Origin of the sequence: Pseudomonas moraviensis subsp. stanleyae, from assembly GCF_036283065.1 — a bacterium.
Lineage (GTDB): Bacteria > Pseudomonadota > Gammaproteobacteria > Pseudomonadales > Pseudomonadaceae > Aquipseudomonas > Aquipseudomonas stanleyae.
On record NZ_JAADJI010000012.1, the window covers coordinates 162,238 to 182,991 of the forward strand.

The 20,754-nt window shown below is 59.1% G+C and carries 24 protein-coding genes; 8 read left to right on the forward strand and 16 right to left on the reverse strand.

Annotated elements, in window-relative coordinates; translation table 11 throughout:
* Nucleotides 1–78 precede the first annotated feature (78 nt).
* Complete coding sequence (locus tag GXB78_RS22225; protein ID WP_329517005.1) at nt 79–972, forward strand: LysR family transcriptional regulator; 894 nt, start codon at nt 79–81, stop codon at nt 970–972.
* 102 nt (nt 973–1,074) lie between these two features.
* The gene (locus GXB78_RS22230) at nt 1,075–1,464 is read left to right on the forward strand and encodes a hypothetical protein (RefSeq protein WP_329517006.1); all 390 of its coding nucleotides are present in this window, start codon (nt 1,075–1,077) and stop codon (nt 1,462–1,464) included.
* A 103-nt stretch (nt 1,465–1,567) separates the two neighbouring features.
* Here the strand turns inward: GXB78_RS22230 and GXB78_RS22235 are convergent, their stop codons facing one another.
* Nucleotides 1,568–1,981, reverse strand: a complete 414-nt coding sequence (locus GXB78_RS22235; protein WP_329517007.1) for a PaaI family thioesterase — start codon at nt 1,979–1,981, stop codon at nt 1,568–1,570.
* Nucleotides 1,982–2,114: 133 nt separating this feature from the next.
* On the opposite strand from GXB78_RS22235, the gene GXB78_RS22240 reads away from it, so the two are divergent.
* Nucleotides 2,115–2,570, forward strand: a complete 456-nt coding sequence (locus GXB78_RS22240; protein WP_329517008.1) for a GNAT family N-acetyltransferase — start codon at nt 2,115–2,117, stop codon at nt 2,568–2,570.
* Between the two features lie 7 nt (nt 2,571–2,577).
* Here GXB78_RS22240 and GXB78_RS22245 read toward each other — a convergent pair whose 3' ends face one another.
* The 6 genes from GXB78_RS22245 to GXB78_RS22270 form a co-directional block, all read right to left on the reverse strand.
* Complete coding sequence (locus GXB78_RS22245; protein ID WP_329517009.1) at nt 2,578–3,207, reverse strand: DUF3885 domain-containing protein; 630 nt, start codon at nt 3,205–3,207, stop codon at nt 2,578–2,580.
* A gap of 48 nt (nt 3,208–3,255) precedes the next feature.
* Entirely contained in the window at nt 3,256–4,197 is a 942-nt protein-coding gene (locus GXB78_RS22250; protein WP_329517010.1) for an AraC family transcriptional regulator, read from the reverse strand.
* A gap of 1,068 nt (nt 4,198–5,265) precedes the next feature.
* A complete protein-coding gene (locus GXB78_RS22255; RefSeq protein ID WP_329517011.1) occupies nt 5,266–6,090 on the reverse strand; it encodes an oxidoreductase in 825 nt (274 codons plus the stop codon).
* A 186-nt stretch (nt 6,091–6,276) separates the two neighbouring features.
* Entirely contained in the window at nt 6,277–6,609 is a 333-nt protein-coding gene (locus GXB78_RS22260; RefSeq protein ID WP_329517012.1) for a hypothetical protein, read from the reverse strand.
* A gap of 207 nt (nt 6,610–6,816) precedes the next feature.
* Nucleotides 6,817–7,257: a type II 3-dehydroquinate dehydratase gene (locus GXB78_RS22265; RefSeq protein WP_329517013.1), complete on the reverse strand. Its 441-nt coding sequence runs from the start codon at nt 7,255–7,257 to the stop codon at nt 6,817–6,819.
* Nucleotides 7,254–8,627 (reverse strand): MFS transporter, encoded by a 1,374-nt coding sequence (locus GXB78_RS22270; protein ID WP_329517014.1) that lies wholly within the window; start codon nt 8,625–8,627, stop codon nt 7,254–7,256. The genes GXB78_RS22265 and GXB78_RS22270 overlap by 4 nt, the downstream gene beginning before the upstream one ends.
* A gap of 164 nt (nt 8,628–8,791) precedes the next feature.
* Here GXB78_RS22270 and GXB78_RS22275 point away from each other — a divergent pair, with 164 nt between their 5' ends.
* Nucleotides 8,792–9,676 (forward strand): LysR family transcriptional regulator, encoded by an 885-nt coding sequence (locus GXB78_RS22275; protein ID WP_329517015.1) that lies wholly within the window; start codon nt 8,792–8,794, stop codon nt 9,674–9,676.
* 12 nt (nt 9,677–9,688) lie between these two features.
* Here the strand turns inward: GXB78_RS22275 and GXB78_RS22280 are convergent, their stop codons facing one another.
* Entirely contained in the window at nt 9,689–10,603 is a 915-nt protein-coding gene (locus GXB78_RS22280; protein ID WP_329517016.1) for a LysR family transcriptional regulator, read from the reverse strand.
* A 159-nt stretch (nt 10,604–10,762) separates the two neighbouring features.
* Here GXB78_RS22280 and GXB78_RS22285 point away from each other — a divergent pair, with 159 nt between their 5' ends.
* Nucleotides 10,763–11,773 (forward strand): zinc-dependent alcohol dehydrogenase family protein, encoded by a 1,011-nt coding sequence (locus tag GXB78_RS22285; protein WP_329517017.1) that lies wholly within the window; start codon nt 10,763–10,765, stop codon nt 11,771–11,773.
* A gap of 48 nt (nt 11,774–11,821) precedes the next feature.
* Here the strand turns inward: GXB78_RS22285 and GXB78_RS22290 are convergent, their stop codons facing one another.
* Entirely contained in the window at nt 11,822–12,472 is a 651-nt protein-coding gene (locus tag GXB78_RS22290) for a glutathione S-transferase (RefSeq protein ID WP_329517087.1), read from the reverse strand.
* A 186-nt stretch (nt 12,473–12,658) separates the two neighbouring features.
* Here GXB78_RS22290 and GXB78_RS22295 point away from each other — a divergent pair, with 186 nt between their 5' ends.
* Entirely contained in the window at nt 12,659–13,234 is a 576-nt protein-coding gene (locus GXB78_RS22295) for a TetR/AcrR family transcriptional regulator (protein WP_329517018.1), read from the forward strand.
* Here the strand turns inward: GXB78_RS22295 and GXB78_RS22300 are convergent.
* A complete protein-coding gene (locus GXB78_RS22300) occupies nt 13,192–14,175 on the reverse strand; it encodes an alpha/beta hydrolase (RefSeq protein ID WP_329517019.1) in 984 nt (327 codons plus the stop codon). The genes GXB78_RS22295 and GXB78_RS22300 overlap by 43 nt on opposite strands.
* Nucleotides 14,172–14,615 (reverse strand): tryptophan-rich sensory protein TspO, encoded by a 444-nt coding sequence (gene tspO, locus GXB78_RS22305; protein WP_329517020.1) that lies wholly within the window; start codon nt 14,613–14,615, stop codon nt 14,172–14,174. The genes GXB78_RS22300 and tspO overlap by 4 nt, the downstream gene beginning before the upstream one ends.
* A 163-nt stretch (nt 14,616–14,778) precedes the next feature.
* Here tspO and GXB78_RS22310 point away from each other — a divergent pair, with 163 nt between their 5' ends.
* Nucleotides 14,779–15,015 (forward strand): hypothetical protein, encoded by a 237-nt coding sequence (locus GXB78_RS22310; RefSeq protein ID WP_329517021.1) that lies wholly within the window; start codon nt 14,779–14,781, stop codon nt 15,013–15,015.
* Between the two features lie 3 nt (nt 15,016–15,018).
* Here the strand turns inward: GXB78_RS22310 and GXB78_RS22315 are convergent, their stop codons facing one another.
* A complete protein-coding gene (locus GXB78_RS22315; RefSeq protein WP_329517022.1) occupies nt 15,019–16,602 on the reverse strand; it encodes a sensor domain-containing diguanylate cyclase in 1,584 nt (527 codons plus the stop codon).
* A 160-nt stretch (nt 16,603–16,762) separates the two neighbouring features.
* On the opposite strand from GXB78_RS22315, the gene GXB78_RS22320 reads away from it, so the two are divergent.
* Nucleotides 16,763–17,194 carry an HhH-GDP family DNA glycosylase gene (locus tag GXB78_RS22320; RefSeq protein WP_329517023.1) on the forward strand — a complete coding sequence of 144 codons (432 nt, stop codon included), beginning with the start codon at nt 16,763–16,765 and terminating at the stop codon, nt 17,192–17,194.
* A 39-nt stretch (nt 17,195–17,233) separates the two neighbouring features.
* Here GXB78_RS22320 and GXB78_RS22325 read toward each other — a convergent pair whose 3' ends face one another.
* The 4 genes from GXB78_RS22325 to GXB78_RS22340 all read right to left on the reverse strand — a co-directional run bounded on the left by GXB78_RS22325 (nt 17,234) and on the right by GXB78_RS22340 (nt 20,430).
* Entirely contained in the window at nt 17,234–17,365 is a 132-nt protein-coding gene (locus GXB78_RS22325; RefSeq protein WP_329517024.1) for a hypothetical protein, read from the reverse strand.
* A 12-nt stretch (nt 17,366–17,377) separates the two neighbouring features.
* Complete coding sequence (locus GXB78_RS22330) at nt 17,378–17,680, reverse strand: hypothetical protein (RefSeq protein WP_329517025.1); 303 nt, start codon at nt 17,678–17,680, stop codon at nt 17,378–17,380.
* A 52-nt stretch (nt 17,681–17,732) separates the two neighbouring features.
* Nucleotides 17,733–18,614, reverse strand: coding sequence for a manganese catalase family protein (locus GXB78_RS22335; RefSeq protein WP_329517026.1), 882 nt, complete (start codon nt 18,612–18,614; stop codon nt 17,733–17,735).
* A gap of 274 nt (nt 18,615–18,888) precedes the next feature.
* On the reverse strand, nt 18,889–20,430 hold the full coding sequence (locus tag GXB78_RS22340; protein WP_329517027.1) for a class I SAM-dependent methyltransferase: 1,542 nt from the start codon (nt 20,428–20,430) through the stop codon (nt 18,889–18,891).
* Between the last annotated feature and the right edge of the window lie 324 nt (nt 20,431–20,754).

Sequence of the window (20,754 nt, forward strand, 5' to 3'; positions counted from 1 at the left end):
ATGCCGCCAATGCTACGATCCATCGTTTTCAGGCGGTAGATAGCGATTTTGGCAATCACCTTTGCGTAAGAGGCACGAATGGACTTCAACGGCAGATCAGGGGAAATGAGCGTGTTCGTCACCGTGGCGCAGGAGGGCAGTTTGTCTGCGGCCGCGCGTGCATTGGGCCTGACGCCTTCGGCCGTCAGTCGGATAATCGCCCGCGCCGAGCACCGACTCGGCACCCGCCTACTGTTGCGCACCACCCGCGCACTGACTTTTACCGCCGAGGGCGAGGCATTCCTGCGCGGTGCCCGGCGGATTCTCGCCGACATGGACGAAGTCGAAGAGGCCATCACCGATCAGGGCGTTCCCAAGGGCCGCTTGCGCGTCAGTGCCGCCCTTGTCCATGGACGGATGGCTATCGTGCCTTTGATCACAGCCTTCACCGCCCGCTATCCGAACATCGTTGTCGACCTTAGCCTCGGCGACGAAGTGGTCGACATCCTCGCCGGCCAGGCGGACGTCGCCATCCGCTTCGGCCGTCTGCCCGACAGCCCACTCACCGCCCGCCGGCTCGGCCACACCGGCCAGGTCGTGGTGGCATCGCCCGACTATCTGCAACGCCACGGCACGCCTGTCGAACCGGAAGACCTGCTCAAGCACAACTGCCTGCGCTTCAACTTCCGCCGCGCCGAAGCCAACTGGCCGTTCATCCGCGACGGCAAGGAGTTTGCCCTGAAGGTCAGCGGCAACATTGAATGCAGCAGCGGTGAAGCACTGGCCCAGTTCGCCAGACTCGGCGCCGGCATTGCGCGCATTGGTGAGTTCAGCGTCAGGGAAGACTTGCAGCGCGGCACGCTGATCCCGCTGCTGCAGGCCTGGAACGCCGGTGATGAGGAACCGATTCATGCGGTGTTTGTCGGCGGCGCAGCGATGCCGGTACGGGTGCGGTTGTTCGTGGATTTTTTGTTGGAGCAGCATCGGTTGTAAGAGGTGGCATCCTTTCACCGGATCCGATTCTGCGCACGCTGATGAGATCATATTGCTATCATTGGCGCTTCTTCATTTTTAGTTTGAATACAGTGAGTAGCGATGTTTGTAAAAACGTTCAATGGATTGCTTGTCTTATTGGTTTGCGGACTTCTGGGCGCTTGCGAAAAGACAGACCGTTTTGCCGACGGTTGGGGTCAGGGTGGCAACTTGCATGACGTAAGTCTGCGCGAGTGGGCTTTCGCAACCGATGCCAACCGGCTTGCCAGTGCTGCCGATTTTGTCCGGGAATTTCTTCCGGCGTTGCCAGCAGTGTCATTGCCCCTTGCGAGCGCCTTGGTTGAAAAGTGCCTGACCGAGAGCTCGTACATCGCTGCTATCGAGGAAATTCGCGTGCGAAGCAGAATCGAACCCTGTATCGACTACGCTCAACGAACCGCCCAGGCCCTCTCGCTGGAATACGCCAAGCGCCAGGATGTATCCAGCCAATAGAGCGGTGAGCGGATGATCTTTGAAAGTTGTTTCCTGTTGAGAAGGGCCAATGCTGTAACGGAACTGGGCGATGCATTCGCCTCAGGCTGATCGCCCAACCTGTTCAGCTCATCGGCACCGCAAATACCGCACTGGCACGCGCGACCGTTCGCTCACCGACATGCAGACTGACGCTAGCGAACGCCAATTGACGTCCCTTTTTTGAGTGCTCAAGACGCACTTCGAGCCATTCGTTAATTTGCACCGCGCCGAGATAATCCAGGGTCATGCTCGCCGTGATCAACGGCTGCGGCGGATCGCTGGAGAAGGCCATCGCGTAACCCATGCCGACATCGGCCAACGTCGCCAATACACCACCATGCAAGGTGCCGCGGCCATTGGCGTGGCGGGAGTCGGTCAGCAAGCCCAATTCCAATTGCAGGCCGTGGCCCCTGGCGTAGATAGGGCCGAGCAGATCCAGCAACGGACTGCTGCGGGTGAATGGAGCGAAACCTTCGGGAATGGCCGTGGTGTTCATAATCCCGTCCTGATGCAGGTGGCTGCCTGTGCGATATGAGAGGGGAATCGCAGGAGGGGGCAAGCACTATGCGAATGTGGAATTTGCTGCGATAAGTGCGCGGACATGGAACTGACAAGCAAGGAGCTACCGGATGGATATTCAAATTCAAATCGCAAAAGATGCGGATGCGCCGGCTATCAGTGAAACGATCATCAAGACGCTCCGTGAGAGCAATGTCCGCGACTATCCACCTGAGATCATTGATCGAGTGATTGAAAGTTTTTCGCCCTCGAAGATCCTTCGCTTGTTGGCTGAGCGTCAGGTGCTGGTCGCCACGCTCCACGGTCAAATCGTCGCAACGGCGAGTCTAGATCGAGACGTTGTTCGAAGCGTATTCGTCGACCCGAGCTTTCAAGGAATGGGTGTCGGAAAACAACTGATGAAGAGCATTCAATCAGTAGCCATAGACGCAGGTTTCAACTTGCTGCGCGTTCCTTCCTCAGTCACCGCAGAAGGCTTTTATGCTTCGCTCGGCTTCAAGAAGATCAGAGATGAATTTCATCAGACGGAGCGCACTATCATCATGGCGAAGAAGTTGAAACGATAGCGTTCACCTAACGTTTGAGCCTGCCGAATGAGGCTTCCATCGCTGCGCGGTCATGGTCGAGCAGCCAGGCATGGTGTCGTTGATAGAGCTGCGAAAGTAGCTCGGTATTGGTCCCAACCACGTCCATGCCTCTGTCGTCATAGGGAAAGACCATGACTCGCTTGTGCAGATTGAACAGGTAGACAGCACAGTTCGCACGCGGTTGGATGTCGGCGAAATCCTTGGCCAATGCGCACCAGAGTAATGCTTGAATGCGGGCGGCAGACGCTTCGAAGGCGACGTTGACCCAGTATTTCGGCTCTTCCTCACTGAACCATTCCTCGTTATCTATTTCTTCGCTCCAGATGCACAGCGCTGATGGAGTGTCGATGCCAGCAGATTTAAGGGCGCGAAGAGTGCTGCGATGGGCGAATCGATTGCGACCGGAATGAATGCGCAGGCATGCGACAAACGATGCGTCCCCCTGGAAAATGTCGCCGCAGATGGTTATGGATTTGCGCATAGCGGTTAGGAATTGCTCGATCATTCCGCCCGTTTCGGAGAGTTCGAAACGCAATCCTCCGGGCCAGGAATAGAAAAGCGGGCGGGCGAATGCCTGGGGTCCAAATGCGTTTTCGATCTCAGCTCTCAGATTCACTTTCTTGCCTTCAATGTGGATTTCTGTGTGTTCAAAACGCGGGTGAAGTCAGTGCGACGACACAAACGGCGAAGCAGTCGTCGGTGCCGGCAACGCATAGGCTTGTTTCATCCACGCCACTTCCGCCAGGGGTGTGCGGCCGAAGAGGCGTTTGAAGTCGCGGCTGAATTGCGAGGCGCTTTCGTACCCCACCAGAAATGCCGATTTTGCCGCGGTCAGGTCGTTACGCAGCATCAGCAATCGCGCCTGGTGCAGCCGCGTCGACTTCAGGTACTGCATCGGCGAGGAGTCGGTGACCTTGCGAAAATGCAGATGAAAATTCGGCACGCTCATCTGCGCTTCCTCGGCCAGGGTTTCTACGTCGAGATGCTGGTGATAGCAACTGTGGATCTTGTGGATGGCGCGGGTCACTTTGCCGAACTGGCCTTGCTGGGCGATGGCGGCGCGCAGGGTGCCACCCTGTTCGCCGGTGAGGATACGGTAGTAAAGCTCGCGGAGCATCGCAGGGCCGAGGATTCGCGCGTCGGCATCGTTGCTCATCACTTCAAGAAAGCGCAGGGTCGAGCGGCGTAGCGGGTCGTCGAGCGGCGAGGCGTACATGCCCATCGGCTGGGCTGTGGGGAAATCCCACAGCTCATCCACTTGCTGAATCAGCTCGCCGGCTAGGGCGAAATCCAGACGCAGGTACACCGCGAGCATTGGCTCGGTTTCGCTGGCGTCGGTTTCCATGGTGAAGGGTACTGGCACCGATACCACCAGATAGTGCTGAGCGTCGTAGACGTAGATTTCGTCGCCGAGATAGCCGCGTTTGCGCCCCTGACAAAGGATGACGATGCCCGGTTCGTACAGCACCGGCGTGCGCGTCAGCGGACGGTTGGAACGCAGGAAGCGCACATCGTCCAGCGGGGTGAGGTTGTAACCTTCCAGCGGGGCGAGCTGGCTCATCAGCTGGACCATGCGCGTTGTGAGTTGGTCTTTCGGCTTTGGCATGGACTTGTGGGTTCTCCCTGTGAATGGCGCGTTTGGACGTGTCTGGCTGATTGGAGGGGTGTCAGGCAGAGCCCTCACCCTAGCCCTCTCCCAGAGGGAGAGGGGACTGACCGGGGTGTTTGGTCGGGATATGCCGACCTGAAATATCGTGCCGAATGCTGACCGCGCTGTTCTGGCGTAATAAGCCCTGCGGAAATCTTCGAGGCAGGCTCAGGATTTGAATCCATCCGAGATCGGCTCCCTCTCCCAGAGGAAGAGGGGACTGACCGTGGTGTTTGGTCGGGATATGCCGACCTGAAATATCGTGCCGAATGCTGACCGCGCTGTTCTGGCGTAATAAGCCCTGCGGAAATCTTCGAGGCAGGCTCAGGATTTGAATCCACCCGAGATCGGCTCCCTCTCCCAGAGGGAGAGGGGACTGACCGTGGTGTTTGGTCGGGATATGCCGACCTGAAATATCGTGCCGAATGCTGACCGCGCTGTTCTGGCGTAATAAGCCCTGCGGAAATCTACGAGGCAAGCTCAGGATTTGACTCGATCCGAGATCGGCTCCCTCTCCCAGAGGGAGAGGGGGACTGACCGTGGTGTTTGGTCGGGATATGCCGACCTGAAATATTGTGCCGAATGCTGACCGCGCTGTTCTGGCGTAATAAGCCCTGCGGAAATCTTCGAGGCAAGCTCAGGATTTGAATCCACCCGAGATCGGCTCCCTCTCCCAGAGGGAGAGGGGGACTGGCCGGGGTGTTTGGTCGGGATATGCCGACCTGAAATATCGCGCCGAATGCTGACCGCGCTGTTCTGGCGTAATAAGCCCTGCGGAAATCTTCGAGGCAAGCTCAGGATTTGAATCCACCCGAGATCGGCTCCCTCTCCCAAAGGGAGAGGGGGACTGACCGGGGTGTTTGGTCGGGATATGTCGACCTGAAATATTGTGCCGAATGCTGACCGCGCTGTTCTGGCGTAATAAGCCCTGCGGAAATCTTCGAGGCAAGCTCAGGATTTGAATCCACCCGAGATCGGCTCCCTCTCCCTCCGGGAGAGGGCTGGGGTGAGGGTGCTTTTGATCTTTCAGCCATCCGTCGAGCGGCTAAGCGCTGCCCATTGCTCAATACTCTCCGCTGTCCGCTGCAACTTGTCACGCACCAAGGCCAGAGCATCACTGCCAAGCAGTAAGTGAGCCGGCGGGTTTGGGCTGTCGATAATCGTCAGCATGGCGCGGGCAGCTTTCTGCGGATCGCCCGGTTGATGGCCGTTTTTCTCCTCGCGGGCCTTGCGCACCGGATCGAAGCTTGCGTCGTAATCACTGATACTACGAGGCGTGCGCTGCATCGAGCGGCCTGCCCAGTCGGTGCGAAACGATCCCGGCGCCACCGCGGTGACAAAAATATTGAAGGGCGCAAGCTCTTTGCTCAAGGTGTCGGAGATGCCCTCCAGTGCAAACTTGCTGCCGCAGTACCAGGCAATCCCCGGCATGGTGATATGGCCGCCCATCGAAGTGATATTGAGGATATGCCCCGCGCGGCGCTGGCGAAAATACGGGACGAACGCCTTGGTCACCGCCACGGCGCCAAACACGTTGACGTCGAATTGGCGGCGCATTTCCTCTAGGGATGACTCTTCGAAAACGCCCTCATGGCCATAACCGGCGTTATTGATCAGTACATCCACCGGGCCGTGACGATCTTCCATAGCCGCAACCACCGTATCGATCAGATCAAAATCGGTAACGTCCAGCAGCACACCATGCGCGCGCTCGGGCGACAGCGCCTCGAAGGCTGCCAGCGCGAATTCACTGCGTACTGTGCCGATTACGCGATGGCCCTGGGCGAGTGCTTCGGCGGCCAGCGCTTGGCCGAAGCCGCTGCTGACACCAGTGATGAATAGGGTCTTCATGGATCTTTACTCCCGCAGCCGATGAGAAAAGCCATGCTAGGGCGGATAACGCTGGCGGACGATGCCGAATCGGATCGGAGTATTGCCTGTTCCTATCAATAGGGTTTCCCAGGTCTTGCCTCAAAAAGCGGAAAAGTCCTGAAGGTTTTAAACCCGCAGGACTTTTCTTGTCTCAGCATCACGCGCTTATGCTGCGCGACGACCCGGTGTGCGGTCCGATCCGTCAGCAGCGAGGGCTTCACCCAGTGGGGTGCGGTCTGAGCCGTCGGCAGCGATGGCCTGGCCTTGTGGGGTCTTGTCGTAACCGTCTTCAACCAGGCCTTGTTCCTCGAGGCGGTTGCGGCCGTTTTCAGCCAGAGCCTGGCCTTGGGGCGTGCGTTCCGAGCCATCAGCAGCAAGGGTCTGCTGTGGTTCGCTGACCTGGGTGAAGAAGCGATCTTCCTGATTGCTCGGTACGGCGAATGCGCTGGCACTCAGAGCGAAAGTGGCGACGGCGATGAGTTGGCTTACAGTCTTCATGGCGGTGACTCCGGTCAAATCGAGATTGAGGTCCGGGTCGTTCAGATCAGCATCTGGTTAACCCGTTTGCAGTGGTGTGTTCTGCATGGGTTCAGATTAGGGGGCAGGGCGGTGAGGGTGTTAGGCGGATCCTGTTGGCGATTTGCCTGATTCTGTCGCGCTGAAGTGGGGCTCGTTGGATTTCGCTGAACGAGCCCCTTTCGCTTTCTATCGACGCAACAAGTCATCGACCGCCCGTAGCGCCAGCGCATAACCGGCGGCGCCCATGCCGCAGATCACTGCATTGACCACCCCGGACATGATCGAGTGGCGATGCAATTCATCTCGTGCGTGGATGTTCGACAGATGCAGTTCAACCAGCGGTGTGCTGAGCAACTTCAGCGCATCGAGCACCGGGATGGAGTGAAACGACAGGCCGGCCGGGTTGATGATCACTGCTGCGCCTTGTTCGAAGGCTTCCTGAATCCAGTCGACCATCACGCCTTCATGGTTGGTCTGGCGGAACACGCAGAGCAGATCAAGTTCCTCGGCCAGTCGCTCACTGCTCAGGCGAATCTGCTCGAGGGTGGTGTGCCCGTAGATGTGCGGTTCACGGCGGCCCAGCAGATTCAGGTTCGGGCCGTTGAGAATAAAGACAGTGCGGTTCATGGTCGTCCTGCAGCGTTATTTGGAGAGAGGGGCGGTGTGGCCGTGGCGTCGGCGTTGTCTGGGGTCACGGCGTTCAGGTCGATGCCGCGGGTTTCAGGGCCGATCAGGATCATTGCCAGCGAAATCAGATTGATCACCGCGCACAGCGTCACCAAGGGCCATGGCGAGTTGCCGGACTGGCTCATCAGCCACACGGCAATCATCGGCATCGGGCCGCCGATCACCAGGTTGGCGCCGGTATAAGCGAGGGCCGAGCCGGAATAGCGCACCTGGGTCGGAAAGGCTTCGGCAAATGCCACTGGCTGGATGCCGCTTTGAAACTGGGTGAAGCCGAGGAACAGGCCCATGATTGCCATGATGGCGACAACGTTCAGCGTGTTGAGAATCGGGAAGTACACGAACAGGATCAGCAGGGTCATGCACGAACCGAACGTCAGCGCTTTCTTGCGACCCCAGCGATCAGACAAGTAACCACCGGCCAACGCCCCGAAAATCGCGAACAGGTTGGCGACCATCAGCGACATGAAGCCTGTCGACTGGCTGAAACCGAGATGCTTGGTCAGGTAGCTGAGGGAAAAAATCACGATCAGGTAGAACAGCGCAGCGGGCGAGCAGAAAAACAGCATCAGACGCAGGATGGTCTTGTAGTGGCTGCCCATGGCCGATTTCAGCGGGCTCTTTTCCTGCTTGACCGGGTTCTTCTGCAATGCGACGAACGCCGGGGTTTCATCAACCTTCAGGCGGATATAGATCGCGACGATCACCAGCACGAAGCTCAGCAGGAAAGGAATCCGCCAGCCGAAACTTTCAAACTGTTCGCTGGAGAGGGTGGCAGCCAGGCCCATCAACACGCCGTTGGCCAATATCTGACTCAGCGGGGAACACACACCGAGCAGCCCGGAATAGCGCCCGCGACGGTCAGGAGTGGCATGTTCCAGCGCCATCAGTTGCGCCCCGGTGGATTCACCGCCGAGCGCGAAGCCCTGGATGATGCGCAGCAGCACCAACAGGATCGGCGCGAGAATCCCCACTTGCGCATAGGTGGGCAACAAGCCGATCAACACCGATGCCAGGCCCATCAGGGTGACGGTGGCGAGCATCAGGTTGCGTCGGCCGAGTTTGTCGCCGAGGTAGCCACAGGTAATCGCGCCCAATGGTCGGGCGGCGAGTCCGACGCCGAACGTGGCCAACGACGCCAGCAGTCCGGCGGTCGGCTCCATGGCGGGGAAAAACAGCTTGGGCAGAATAGTTGCCGACACCGCGCCGTAGAGGGTGAAGTCAAACCATTCCAGTGCAGTGCCGATGGTCGCAGCGGTCACCGCTTTGCGAGGCATGCGCAAATCATGAGTCTCGTGACTGGTTGTGCTCATTGAGGGGCTCGTCATTATTTTTATTGGTTACGGGGTCCCCGTACGATTGCGCTCAGCGCTGGCCTGGGCAGATCGTCGAAGTCAGTAGACAGTAGCCCATCCGGTCTAGAGAATAATTATCGAAATCCCGATAAATAGATAAGCCAGCCTTATGGATCAATGAAATGGAATTGCGTCATCTCAAGGCCTTCGTGGTCGCCGCCGAGCTTCAGCATTTCAGCCGGGCAGCCGAACAACTGGACATCGCGCAACCGGCGCTGAGCCAATTGATGCGTACGCTGGAGTCTGAGCTGGGGCTGGCCTTGTTCCGCCGGGAAAACCGTAGCGTCGTGTTGACGGCCGCCGGCGAGGCATTCCTGCCACACGCCCGGCAGTCAATAGAGGCCAGTGAGCGAGCGACGGCCGCGGCGCGACGTGCACGGCGCGGTGAAGTCGGCGAAATCAACATCGGTTATCACTCGGCGTTGTTCGAAGCCAACCTGCCGCAATTGCTGCGGCATTACTTCAGCACGTTCCCCGAAGTCAAAGTGTCGCTGGTCGATGCCGGGATCCGCGCGCAGTTCGACATGTTGCTCGACCACAAGCTTGATCTGGCTTTTGCCCGTGTGTTCAAAGATCACTTGCCGGATCGTCTGCGCACCCATCATTTCAGCCTGTCACGCCTGGTCTTGTTGATCCCTGATAACCATGAACTGGCGGACAGCTTCAGCGGCGAGTTGGCGACATTGCGTCACGAGAAATTTGTGCTGTTGCAGGACAGCGCCGGCATCGGCCTGACCTCGCATACGCTACAGGCATGCCGGCAGAACCAGCTGCATCCCGAGAACATCATGTACGTACCGTCACTGATGAGCATCCCGGGCCTGGTGGCGGCGGGCATCGGTTTGAGTATCGTGCCTGAAGCGGTCACCCGGTTGAGCATGCCGGGCATTCGGATCATCCCGCTGACGCAACCGGAAATGGTCAGTGAGCTGTCGTTGATTTCACGCATCGATGAGCGCTCCAGTGCAGTGCTGCACTTTATCGAAGAGGCGCATGGCTGGGAGTGAGGAGGCCCGACTTCAGTCCTGCACCCATGCTGCATGCAACTGCACAAACCGCACCTGCAACCATTCGATGAACACTTGAACCTGCGCCGGCAGATGCGTGCGGCTCGGATACAGCAGCGACACCGGTCGAGGCAGCGGACGAAGCGGTTGCAGAATTTCCACCAGCGCACCACTGGCCAAATGCTCGGCGACCGCGATGCCCGGCGCCTGAATGATCCCGAAGCCCGACACGCCACACTGCACGTAGGCGTTCGACTCGGTGACGGTTATGCCTTTGCGGCTGACATAGGTTTTCTGCTTGCCCTCAACTGAAAACTGCCAAGGCAAGGTGCGGTTGTTCTGGCCAGACAAAAAATTCACGCCTTGATGGTTCGCCAGGTCTGCAAGCGTCTGCGGTGTACCGTGCTCGCGCAAATACTCAGGCGCGGCGCAGGTGACCATGGTCGCCAAGGCGATAGGGCGGGCGATCAGGGTTGAGTCGGGCAGCTCGCCGATGCGCAGCGCGCAGTCGATGCCTTCGCCGACCAGATCAACCGCGCGATCGGTGACGCCCAGGACCATGTTAATGCCGGGGTAGGTGTCGGTGAATTCGCGCAGGCTTCTGATGAATTCCAGCTGCGCGAACGCCGTGGGAATGTCGATGCGCAGGCGGCCGGACAGCGTGGCTCCGGTGCGATCGAACATCGTGGTGGCGGCGGTGATCTCGGCGAGGATTTCCTGTACCCGCTGATAGAAAAGCTCACCTTCGGCGGTGAGTGCGACCTTCCTTGTCGTGCGCTGGAACAGGCGCACGCCCAGCGATGTTTCCAGTTCCTGAATATAGCGAGTGACCTGCGGCCGGCCGATATCCAGCGACTTGGCGGCTTTGGTGAAACTGCCCAGCTCCGCCAGCCGGGCGAACAGGCGCATCGATTGCAGTAATTCCATGGCTTTTCCGGTGAGCTTCAGTATTTGGATTTGTTGCCCGAGAATAGAACAATCCTGTCTGTTTCCAAGCATTTATTGCGCTGGTGTAAAAGCCAATCATGGGCCCAAGGCAAACCTGCTGAGGGTTTGCGGCCAATAACGTGTATTTGGAGACTCACCATGAAAGCGTGGTTACTGAAAAATTTCGGCCTCGACAATCTGCAACTTGGCGAGACGCAAACGCCGCAACCCAAGGCTGGCGAGCTGCTGGTCAAGGTCGGCGCGGTCTCGCTGAATTTTCGCGACAAGGCCATCGTTGACGGCATCTATGAACCGCACATGGTGCCGAAACCGCTGATCCCGGTCAGCGATGTTGCCGGTACCGTGGTCGCCATTGGCGACGGCGTTACTCGTTTCAAGGTTGGCGACCGGGTCAATTCGCATCTGTACTCGCGCTGGCTGGACGGCGAACCGGGGCCGAACGAGCCGGATTACTGCTTCGGTTCGCCGCTGCCCGGGGGCCTCGCCGAGTACATGATCATCCACGAGGACAGCGCCGTCGGCGCGCCGGCCAATATGAGCGATGAAGAGGCGGCGACGCTGCCAATCGCCGCGCTCACCGCGTGGTACGCACTGGTGGATTTCGGCGCTATTCAACCGGGCCAGACCGTCTTGGTGCAGGGCACCGGCGGCGTATCGATCTTCGCCGTGCAGATCGCCACCGCGCTGGGTGCCAAGGTCATCGCAACTTCAAGCAGTGATGAGAACCTGCAGGCGGTACAACGTCTGGGCGCGGTCGCTGGCATTAACTACCGCACCACGCCGAACTGGGCGGACGAGGTGCTGAAACTTACCGAGGGCAAGGGTGTGGATCTGCTGCTCGATGTGGCGGGAGGCAATGGCATCAATCAGTCGGTAGCAGCGACCAAGGCCTCGGGGCGGATTGCGCAGATTGGCTTTCTGACAGGGCAGACCGTCGAGCTGAACCTGATGCCGCTGATCTTCCGCCAGACCACCATTCGCGGCATTGCGGTGGCACCGCGTTCATCGTTTGACCGGATGAACGTGTTCCTCGCCAAGCACGACATTCGCCCGGTGATCGACCATGTGTATCCGTTTGAACAGGCGCGTGAGGCCTATGAGCACCTGGCGAAAGGGGCGTTTGGCAAGGTGGTGATCAAGGTGAGCTGACAACGAAAAAGGCGCCGGTGAAGGCGCCTTTTTTGCTGGTCTGGTTTTTTACGGCTCGCCTCGCTCTACCATTGCGCGCCATTGCTGCACACTCGGACGTTGCTGCATGCGCGCGTGCCATTCGCGCAGTGCCGTGCAGTCTTCCGGGACTTCCAGCTCAACCAGCGCCGAGAAAATCATCCCGGCCAACACTGTGATGTCCGCCATGGAGAAACTGGCGCCAGCCACGAATGGCTGATGACGCAGCAAGTTGTCGAAATAGCGCATGCCGCGCACAGCCTTGTCCCGCATGCGCATGCCCCATTCGGCGTTCTGGTACAGCTCCACTTCCGGGCCAAGCCCCGGGGTCGCATGGTGGAAATACACGCTCACCGCATCGAGAAATTCGATCTCGGCACGTTTGTTCAGCATGTGGATCCGTCCTTGCTCAACCGGTGTACGGCCGGTGAGCACAGGGTTGCCGTCGAGGACGTCGAGATATTGCGTGATCGCCGTGCATTCGGCGAGGAGGGTGCCGCCTTCCAGCTCCAGCACTGGCAGCGTTCCTGAGTAGTTCAAGCGCAAGAATTCGGGATTCTTGTGTTCGCCTTTCCACAGATTTACCGAGATGAATTCGGTGCGCGGCAACAGCGATTTTTCCGCCAGGGCGATTCGCACGCGGGCCGGGTAGGGGCCGTTGTACCAGTCATAAATTTTCAGTTTCGAAACGGATTGAGCATCATTGTGAGTCGAGTCAGCGGTCATTTCAGTTTCCCTGCCTGTCAGTTGGTAGGCAGAGATTGCGGCCAGAATTTTCTCCTGTCAATCCCCTACCTGCCAATTGGCAGGTAAATCTTTCGAGCGTACAATCCGGCCCATTGATCGATGGTCATCGAGGACACAGACATGAGCGTGAACGCACGCGAAGCGATTCTGGACGCCGCCAAAACAGCGGCGCAGACCCACGGCTACAACGGCATCAACTTCCGCAGCATCGGCGAAGTGGTGGGCATCAAGAACGCGAGCATCTACTACCACTTTCCCAGCAAGGCCGACCTCGGCGCGGCAGTTGCCGAGCGTTACTGGCAAGACGCGGCCAAGGCGCTGGAGAACATTCGCGAGACCAATCCCGAGCCAGAACAATCGCTGAAGTGGTACCCGTCGATCTTTCGCACTTCGCTGGAAAACGGTAATCGGCTGTGCCTGGTCAGCTTCATGGCTGCCGAATATCAGGATCTGCCGGATGCAGTGAAGGACCAGGTCAAGCAGTTCGCAGAGGTTAATATCGAATGGCTGACCCAGGTGTTGATTGCTGCTGGAGCTGCCGAGGAAGAAAGCTGCAAGGCGCGGGCGCGGGCAATTTACGCGGCGGTGGCCGGCGCGCAGTTGATTGCGCGCAGCCGAGGGGATATTGCGTTGTTTGATGAATTGATCGGCAGCTACGAAAGCGCCGGGCTGATTTCGGCGGATTTCACTGAGTAGCTTGCCACTCGGGCCGAGATCCACTGCCTGCTGTAAGCCAGCACATGTTCAGCAGTAGCCGTGGGGAAGTGGATAAACCCATGCGGACACTCCGGCAGCACATGCATTTCCACCGGCGCCGTGTGTTGCCAGCGCTCGGCGATGAGTCGCGTGTCATCCAGCAGCGGATCGAGCTCACCGGCAAACAGCAGCGCTGGCGGCAGCCCGCTGAAATCGCCATACAGCGGCGACAGCGGTGGCTGGCGTCTTTGTTCGTCGCTGATATCCGGCGTGAGCAGGCGCAACGCTTCGACCATGCCGGGGCCGTCGAGCACCAGCGTATCGGCTGGCGCGGTGCGCACGCGGGGCGTGCCGGTCAGGTCGTAGACGCCGTAATACAGCAGCGCGCCGCAGATCCGTTGCAGCAGTTGCGGCGAAGATTTGAGTGCGAGCAGGGTGGCCGCCGCCAGATGCCCGCCCGCTGATTCACCGACGACGACTACGGGCAGTCCGGCAAATTCGCCATCGCTCAAAATACCGCGAGTCGCGCGCAGACAATCGTCCAGCAAGCCCTCAATTGGCGTCGACACCGCCAGCCGATAATCCACCGACACCACCGTCACGTCGCAGGCGTTGACGATCGCGATGTTGAAGTTGTCATTCATCTGCGCATTGCCAATCACCCAGCCGCCACCATGGAAATCCAGCACCACGCCTTTGGCTTTGCCCTTGGGACGGATGATGCGCACCGGCACCGTGTCGATGATCTTGCGCTCAGCGGTCAGCCCATGCTGGCGCAGCATGCCGGCGCCGCCGATCTGACCCGCCCGCAGCAACGCCTGAATCAGACGAGGAGTGACTCGATTGCGGACCTTGAAGCGCGGCAGCCAGGCGAGCTTTTTGTTGAACGCGCGAATCTGCGCCAGCTCGCGCTCGCCTTGCGGCCATGGAAAATCGCTCACAGGCGATTCTTCATCAGGATCGAGCAGTTCAGCGCCAGCGCAACGCACAGCCACGCCAGATACGGGAACAGAATCAGCCCGGTGACCACGTCCAGTTGCAGCGCGAGTACCACCATCACCGCGACCACCAGCCACAGCACCCCCAGAATCACCAACGCCGCCAGCACCTGATGCGCGCCGAAGAACACCGGCGTCCACAGCGTGTTCAGGGCAATCTGCGCGGCCCACAAGGCCAGCACCGTTTGGCTGCCGGGGATCAGGCTCAGGCGATAACCGGCCCAGGCCAGCAACAGGTAAATGATTGTCCAGGCCACGGGGAAGGCCCAGTTGGGCGGGGTGAACGAAGGCTTGGTCAGCGCTTCGTACCACGGGCCGGGTTTGAACATCACGCCAGTGGTTGCCGCCGCCGCGCAGGCCAAAAGGAAAATGAAAAAGGTCATTGCCGGTCCTTAGCTGTGATCAGCTGTTGTGGAGAGTTAAGAAGAGGACGCTTCGCTGCGCAAAAAGTTTGTTTGCAAATGCAATTTGGCATTCCGGCTGAACTAAAAGCTGACCATCGCGTCAGGATAAACACTGCCTTTTCCCACCGACGCGGACGACATCATGTACACCTATCACATCGAATACCGATTCAACGGCGAGCCTCGGACCTATCTGCTCGAACTCAAAGACGCGCAACTGGCCGGGCACGACGCGGCGATGCACCTGCTGGAACTGCATTTGGGCGATGCCGAAAACAGCCTGGTCATGCCCACGGCGGATTCGACGCCAGAGCAGATTATCGAGCAGGCCGAGCGGGTAGGGATTACAGATATCCGGGTGGTCAGTCGAACTAACTGACCTTCACGATCCATCGCACTCCAGGCCACTGCCCCCGCCAGTGCAATAACGATCACGGCCCTGCTGCTTCGCCGCATAAAGCATCTTGTCAGCCGAATCGATCAGCATGGCGGGGCTCATCTCGTGTTCAGCCGGTTTGCCAACCGCAATACCCGCGCTGGCGGTGACGTGGCCCAGCGGATGAGCTCTATGCTCGATGCGCAATGAGCGAATGGCCTCAAGTATTTCCTCTGCCACAAGCGCCGCCCCTCGAATATCCGTGTTGGGTAGCAACACGGAGAATTCCTCGCCGCCATAACGCACGGCCAGATCACCCGGTCGTTTCACCGCGTGCGCAATCGCTTGGCCGACGGCGCTCAGGCAATCGTCACCCGCCGCGTGCCCGTAGGTGTCGTTGTAGAGTTTGAAGTGATCGACATCGAGCATGATCAATGAAATCGACGAGCCCTGACGTCTGGCCAGACGAATCTCGTCGGCCAGTGCGGTATCCAGGCGACGCCGGTTGGCCAGCCCGGTCAGGCTGTCGGTCAAGGCCATGTCCTTCATGGCCTGGTGGGCCTTGCGCAGATCCTTTTCCATCACCATGCGTTGGCGCAATTGCCTCAAGACGATCAATCCGAAGACCGTGAACGCGGTAATCACCGACAACAACACGAAGCCGGTTTTGATCAGGTCCCAGCGCCACGGGGCAATGATCGATTCGCGGGAAAGTCCGGTTTCCACCACCAACGGGTACGTGGTCAAGGCGCGGTAACCGTATAAACGCTGGGTGCCGTCGACGATGGCTCGGACCTCGGCGATACCTTGATTGGAATAGGGCAGGTAGTTCTTGAAAACTTCGCTGTCGGCAAGGCTCTGACCGATCACCGAGGCGATGAAGGGGCGTCGTACGAGGATGGTGCCGTTGCGCAACGCCAGTACCAGTGCACCTTTGTCGTCGATCTTGAAATCGCCGTAATAGTCGACGAAGTAACTGACCTTGATCGTCCCCAGCAGCACGCCGGCGAAGGAGCCGTCCGGGTTATTCAGGCGGCGCGAAATCGGAATGATCAGGTCGTCGGTGGATTTGCTTTTGACGACATCACCGATACGCACGTTTCGATCGGTGTGGGTGCGGTGGTACTGGAAGTAATCGCGGTCGGCATTGTTCGCCGGGTCCGGGATGTTTTCCTTGTCGGTGACGATCCAGTGCCCGTCCGGGCCGTAAATGAACAGGCCGTGCAACTGCGGCATCAGCTTGGCTTGCTGGACCAGCAACTTGTGAATGCGCGGCACGTCAATGTTCTGCAAACCATCGCCTTCGACGCGCTCGCCCAGCGCGGCGGTCAATACGTCTACCTGGCGAATGGCGTCCTCGGCGTGCTGCGCCGTTGCCCGGGCGAGGTTGGTGACCGAATCCCGCGCGGACGAAAATGCGGCGTGGTAGTCACGCCACGTCCGCCATCCTTCCACTCCCAGAAACGCCAGAATCACCGTCAGCATGAAGATCACGGTCAGGCGGAACGCGGCTATCTCGCTGGCAGCTTTGATGGGAGCGGTTTCTGCGGCGTCATGCCCTTTGCTGTCGGGCAGTTTGCGACCGAGCATTTGAAGGTCCTTATGCTTGTCATCTCTCATCTCCTGAAAGATGACCATCCTTTTCCACTGGGGATTCAATTTATTGCCTTGGCCAGGCGGCGGTCATTGGATCGTTCAAAGGTGTGCCGGGTCAACATCTGTAATTGAAGCGCGCGTTAAGGTGAGACTTGTGAGTGAAATCATCACGGCTGGTGACTTGAACATCGATCTGCACAACGCCAGCGAAACCGGCCTGTTCAAATGGCTGCTTGCCAGTTTTCTGATGGGCAAAAGGATTCAGGGCGCGATCGCCGCCAAGGCGTATCAAGTCATAGTAGAGCAGCATCAAAAAGACACGCCGCAAAAGCTCGCGCAGTGTACTCACCGTCAACTGGTGTCGATGCTGGGGCAGGCGCGTTACGTGCGCTACGACGAGAGCACGGCGTCGCGATTGCTCGCGTTGGCCAACAAGCTCAACAGCGAGTACGCCGGCAAGGTCAGCAACATCGTGGCAGCGAGCGCGGACCGTAAGGCGCTGGAAAAGCGCCTGTCCGAGTTCGAGGGGATAGGGCCGAAGACGGTCGAGATCTTCATGAGGGAAGCGGCTGCGGTGTTGTTTTGAACGTTCGGATCAGCTGCGCACGCAGCAGCGACATAAGGTTCATAGCGCAATGAATTTCCCCGCCAGTTCGCTGATCATGATCAGCGTCCCGCCGGCGAATATCGCACAGCCCAGCAGAAACGGCAGCCCAGGGGCGACGATCGGGAGACCCGGATTTTTAAGCGTTCTCATGTCAGCCTCCTGTTACCGATGAAAATGTTCAGCCATGTCGATTGAGCGGCTTCGCTCAGTCAATGTGCGCTTGGCAACCATGCGCATCGCAGGGAAGTCGTCGTCGAGAGGGGGCTGTTCGTCCGATGGCTGGAAGGTGGCTTCATCGGCGAAATTATTCGGCATCAGCGTGCCCAGGCCGAAAACATTCACCGCCATGCTGACTTTCAGTCCTCGACAGGCCTGTTTGCAGTCGAGCTCGAACCCAGCGGATGCCTGCTCCATCAAGTGTTGAAAATGTTCAGAGGTCAGTGCCAGGACTTTGCTGCTTTTCATGGGGTTCTCCTTGAGCAAGTGGCGACCCCGGTGCGGGGCCGCCGGACTGGGTTCAGACATCTTTGCCTTGCACGTAACCCGAGCCCAGATCAGCGCCGGTCACCGGTTCGCTGAGTGGGTCAGAGGCCGTGCGGATCTTCATGGCTTCCAGCACCTGTTCGTCTTCAGCGGGAAGGGTGACGGTCGCCAGACCATCGCCGCCGTCGACTGCCGGCTCTGGGTTTTCCACGTACTCCCACGCACCGCCCTCGTTCCACGGACCACGAACGTTCGGTTCGCCGGACATGTTGAAGTACTTGTTGGTGAACTCAGGCATGCCCGGCAGTTTGCCCTGCGGGAAGTTTGGCTGGATCGAATGCAGGGCTTTTTCGAACGACTGTTGATGGGCGATTTCTCGTGTCATCAGGAAGCCAAGCGCCTCTTTAACACCCGGATCATCGGTGATGTTGATCAGGCGTTCGTAGAGGATTTTCGCCCGCGCTTCGGCAGCGATGTTGGACCGGAAGTCGGCGGTCGGCTCGGTGATCGAATCCACATACGCCGCCGTCCACGGCACACCGGCCGAATTGACCAGAGGCGCGCCTGCGCCATAGAGCAGGCTGGTGATGTGCGAGTCATTGCCGGCGCCATTCAGCGCGCGGTACAGCTCGCCTTCTTCCTGAACGCCTTCGGCTAGTTGGCCTTTGGCACCTTTGTTGAGCATTACGATGATCGAACCGACCACCTCCAGGTGGCTCAACTCCTCGGTGGCAATGTCCAGCAGAAGATCTTTTCGCCCCGGATCTTCCTCGGCCAAGGCTTGAGTGAAGTAGCGCGCTGCCGCGGCCAGTTCGCCATTGGCTCCCCCGAATTGTTCCAAAAGCAGATTGGCCAGACCCGGGTTGGGCTCGGCCACTCGAACGGTGTACTGAAGTCGCTTGTTATGTATGAACATTCAAATTTTCCTCAGACCAGGCTATCGCGCAGTCACCCTTGTGGGTGTGAGCGCATGCATAGTTGTGAGGAGCGGCTGGAGCGGAAATTTCGTTTTTCGCAGGTGTGCTGGACGGACGGCAGAGGGCGGAAAGTTCCGCAAACAGGACGGTTGGCTCGGGGGCAGGGTTCACCCGTGACATCCAGAATCAAAAGCCCCTCACCCCAGCCCTCTCCCGGAGGGAGAGGGAGCAGACTGGGTCGTTCTGTAGAGATAAACAGACCCGATTGACGCGTCAGGCGATTTTCAGTGCTCTGAGCACAGGCAGCGTCTGCTCGGCGAACACCTGAGCCTGTCTGGTCAGTTCGGCAATATTGGCCTCGGCAGTGAGCAGCGGCTGGCCATTGTCGACCAGTACTTCACCTTGTTCGCTGATCACCCCCCACGCCAATTGCGCCCATTCGGCCGGCTGCTGTTTGCCTTGCTTGATCGAGATCAGGAACAACTGCTGAAAGCGGCTGACCGTCACGCCGCCGCCGGTGACGGGACTGGCCAGGGTCTGGATGTTGGCGCCGTACAGCGAGCGTTTGCACAGTTGCAGATTGAGTGCAGCGCAGCGCCCGCTGACCTGCGATTCGGCGCCCTCGCTCTGGCACGGTGCGACGGCGCCCATGCCGATCAGCACGGCGAGGGCTTGTTCGAGGTCGTCGTAACTCAGCGGGGCAGCTTCGCAGAGCAATTGGCGCATCGATTTGGCTGCATAGTCCTGCGCCGCCAGCGCATCGAGCACCGGGTCGTAGATCTCCGCTTGCAGGGTCGCTTCGCCGGCAGGACCGGTGACCGAGCCCGCGACGGTTTCCCAGGGTTGCAGCAGCACGAAACGGCTGTGCAGCATCCGCGCGCGGCGTTCGGCAGCCGATAGCCGGGTGGCGCCACGCACGTACAGATCGCGGCGGAAGTGCTGGTTGACGAAGTAATCGCGCGCTTGCTCACGCATGATCGGGTGTTCGATGCTTTCCAGGAAGTCCATGCCTTCAGCGCTCAGATTGAGCGGGTCGACCGAGTCCAGCGGAACGGCGGTGGTGGCGTAGTCGAGCTTGGCCGGGGCCAGCGCATCGACGATGTCGGTGAAATACATGCAATTCCAGTCGCGGTTGAAATATTCGTGGGCGACGTAGTGACGATCCTGGCCTTTGATGCTCTGCAGCCGCGCGCCGAGGCTCGGCGCCGCAGCGGCGTATTTCGGGTTGGCGGCGAGCAGTGCTTCGGAAAATTGCAGCGCGGCTTCGATGCGCTGATCGGAGCGCGACGAGGCATTGGCAAAACGATCGTGCAGGCTGAACAGATTGCGCAGCGGCGCCGATGGCGACCAGCCGGGGAAGCAGTTGTAGCTGACGTAAAGCATGCCACCCGGTTTCAAGTGGCGGCGGGCGAATTCGACGATCAGTTTCTGGTTGTCGCGGCTGACCCAGGTCCAGATGCCGTGCAGGCTGATGCTGTCGAACTGCGGCAGATCGTTGCGTGCGAGCAGCTGTTCGAAGCTGTCGTCATACAGGCGGGCGCCGTTGTTAGCGGCAGCCGCGAGGTCGATGGCGTGAGCGGCCATGCCCGGGTGGAAATCCGTGCCGACAAACGAGCCCGGGTTGGCTGTGGCGTGGATGTTTATCGACACACCTTGGCCAAAGCCCAGTTCGCAGTGCACGCCGTCGCTGCTGTCCAGCGTGGCAAAACCTCGCAACAACAGGCAGTAACGCAGGAATACCGGATTGATCTCCCGGCTATAGCTGTAGGTGTAGCCTTCGTCGGTGAAATAACCTTCGTTCCAGGCGTTGCTCATGGGTACAGCCTCTTGTTCTTGAAAGTGATGGCAGTCTTATAAGGCGTTGTCGCTGCGCGCGACAAGTACAAAAACCGGATACTTTCCCACGTCCACTGTAATACCCCTGTGGGAGCGAGCCTGCTCGCGAACGCTTTTTTGGGGTTTCAATCGAGTTGCCTGACACGCCGCTTTCGCGAGCAGGCTAGCTCCCACAGGGTCCTCAACAATTTCGAGATTTTTGGACAGATCACGCATCCCACGGCCCATTCGCGCAGGCATTTTGTTGCCGCCCGAAACTGTCATATTGCTTCCCACTCGCCTGCCCATAGTGACCAGCCCAAC

Coding starts and splice junctions, on each gene's coding strand:
- GXB78_RS22275 (WP_329517015.1), top strand. CDS start 8,792: ATGGAATTGCGTCATCTCAAGGCCTTCGTGGTCGCCGCCGAGCTTCAG.
- GXB78_RS22310 (WP_329517021.1), top strand. CDS start 14,779: ATGTACACCTATCACATCGAATACCGATTCAACGGCGAGCCTCGGACC.
- GXB78_RS22270 (WP_329517014.1), bottom strand. CDS start 8,627: ATGAGCACAACCAGTCACGAGACTCATGATTTGCGCATGCCTCGCAAA.
- GXB78_RS22265 (WP_329517013.1), bottom strand. CDS start 7,257: ATGAACCGCACTGTCTTTATTCTCAACGGCCCGAACCTGAATCTGCTG.
- GXB78_RS22315 (WP_329517022.1), bottom strand. CDS start 16,602: ATGCTCGGTCGCAAACTGCCCGACAGCAAAGGGCATGACGCCGCAGAA.
- GXB78_RS22280 (WP_329517016.1), bottom strand. CDS start 10,603: ATGGAATTACTGCAATCGATGCGCCTGTTCGCCCGGCTGGCGGAGCTG.
- GXB78_RS22330 (WP_329517025.1), bottom strand. CDS start 17,680: ATGAAAAGCAGCAAAGTCCTGGCACTGACCTCTGAACATTTTCAACAC.
- GXB78_RS22255 (WP_329517011.1), bottom strand. CDS start 6,090: ATGAAGACCCTATTCATCACTGGTGTCAGCAGCGGCTTCGGCCAAGCG.
- GXB78_RS22325 (WP_329517024.1), bottom strand. CDS start 17,365: ATGAGAACGCTTAAAAATCCGGGTCTCCCGATCGTCGCCCCTGGGCTG.
- GXB78_RS22240 (WP_329517008.1), top strand. CDS start 2,115: ATGGATATTCAAATTCAAATCGCAAAAGATGCGGATGCGCCGGCTATC.
- GXB78_RS22250 (WP_329517010.1), bottom strand. CDS start 4,197: ATGCCAAAGCCGAAAGACCAACTCACAACGCGCATGGTCCAGCTGATG.
- tspO (WP_329517020.1), bottom strand. CDS start 14,615: ATGACCTTTTTCATTTTCCTTTTGGCCTGCGCGGCGGCGGCAACCACT.
- GXB78_RS22335 (WP_329517026.1), bottom strand. CDS start 18,614: ATGTTCATACATAACAAGCGACTTCAGTACACCGTTCGAGTGGCCGAG.
- GXB78_RS22235 (WP_329517007.1), bottom strand. CDS start 1,981: ATGAACACCACGGCCATTCCCGAAGGTTTCGCTCCATTCACCCGCAGC.
- GXB78_RS22295 (WP_329517018.1), top strand. CDS start 12,659: ATGAGCGTGAACGCACGCGAAGCGATTCTGGACGCCGCCAAAACAGCG.
- GXB78_RS22285 (WP_329517017.1), top strand. CDS start 10,763: ATGAAAGCGTGGTTACTGAAAAATTTCGGCCTCGACAATCTGCAACTT.
- GXB78_RS22230 (WP_329517006.1), top strand. CDS start 1,075: ATGTTTGTAAAAACGTTCAATGGATTGCTTGTCTTATTGGTTTGCGGA.
- GXB78_RS22225 (WP_329517005.1), top strand. CDS start 79: ATGGACTTCAACGGCAGATCAGGGGAAATGAGCGTGTTCGTCACCGTG.
- GXB78_RS22260 (WP_329517012.1), bottom strand. CDS start 6,609: ATGAAGACTGTAAGCCAACTCATCGCCGTCGCCACTTTCGCTCTGAGT.
- GXB78_RS22340 (WP_329517027.1), bottom strand. CDS start 20,430: ATGAGCAACGCCTGGAACGAAGGTTATTTCACCGACGAAGGCTACACC.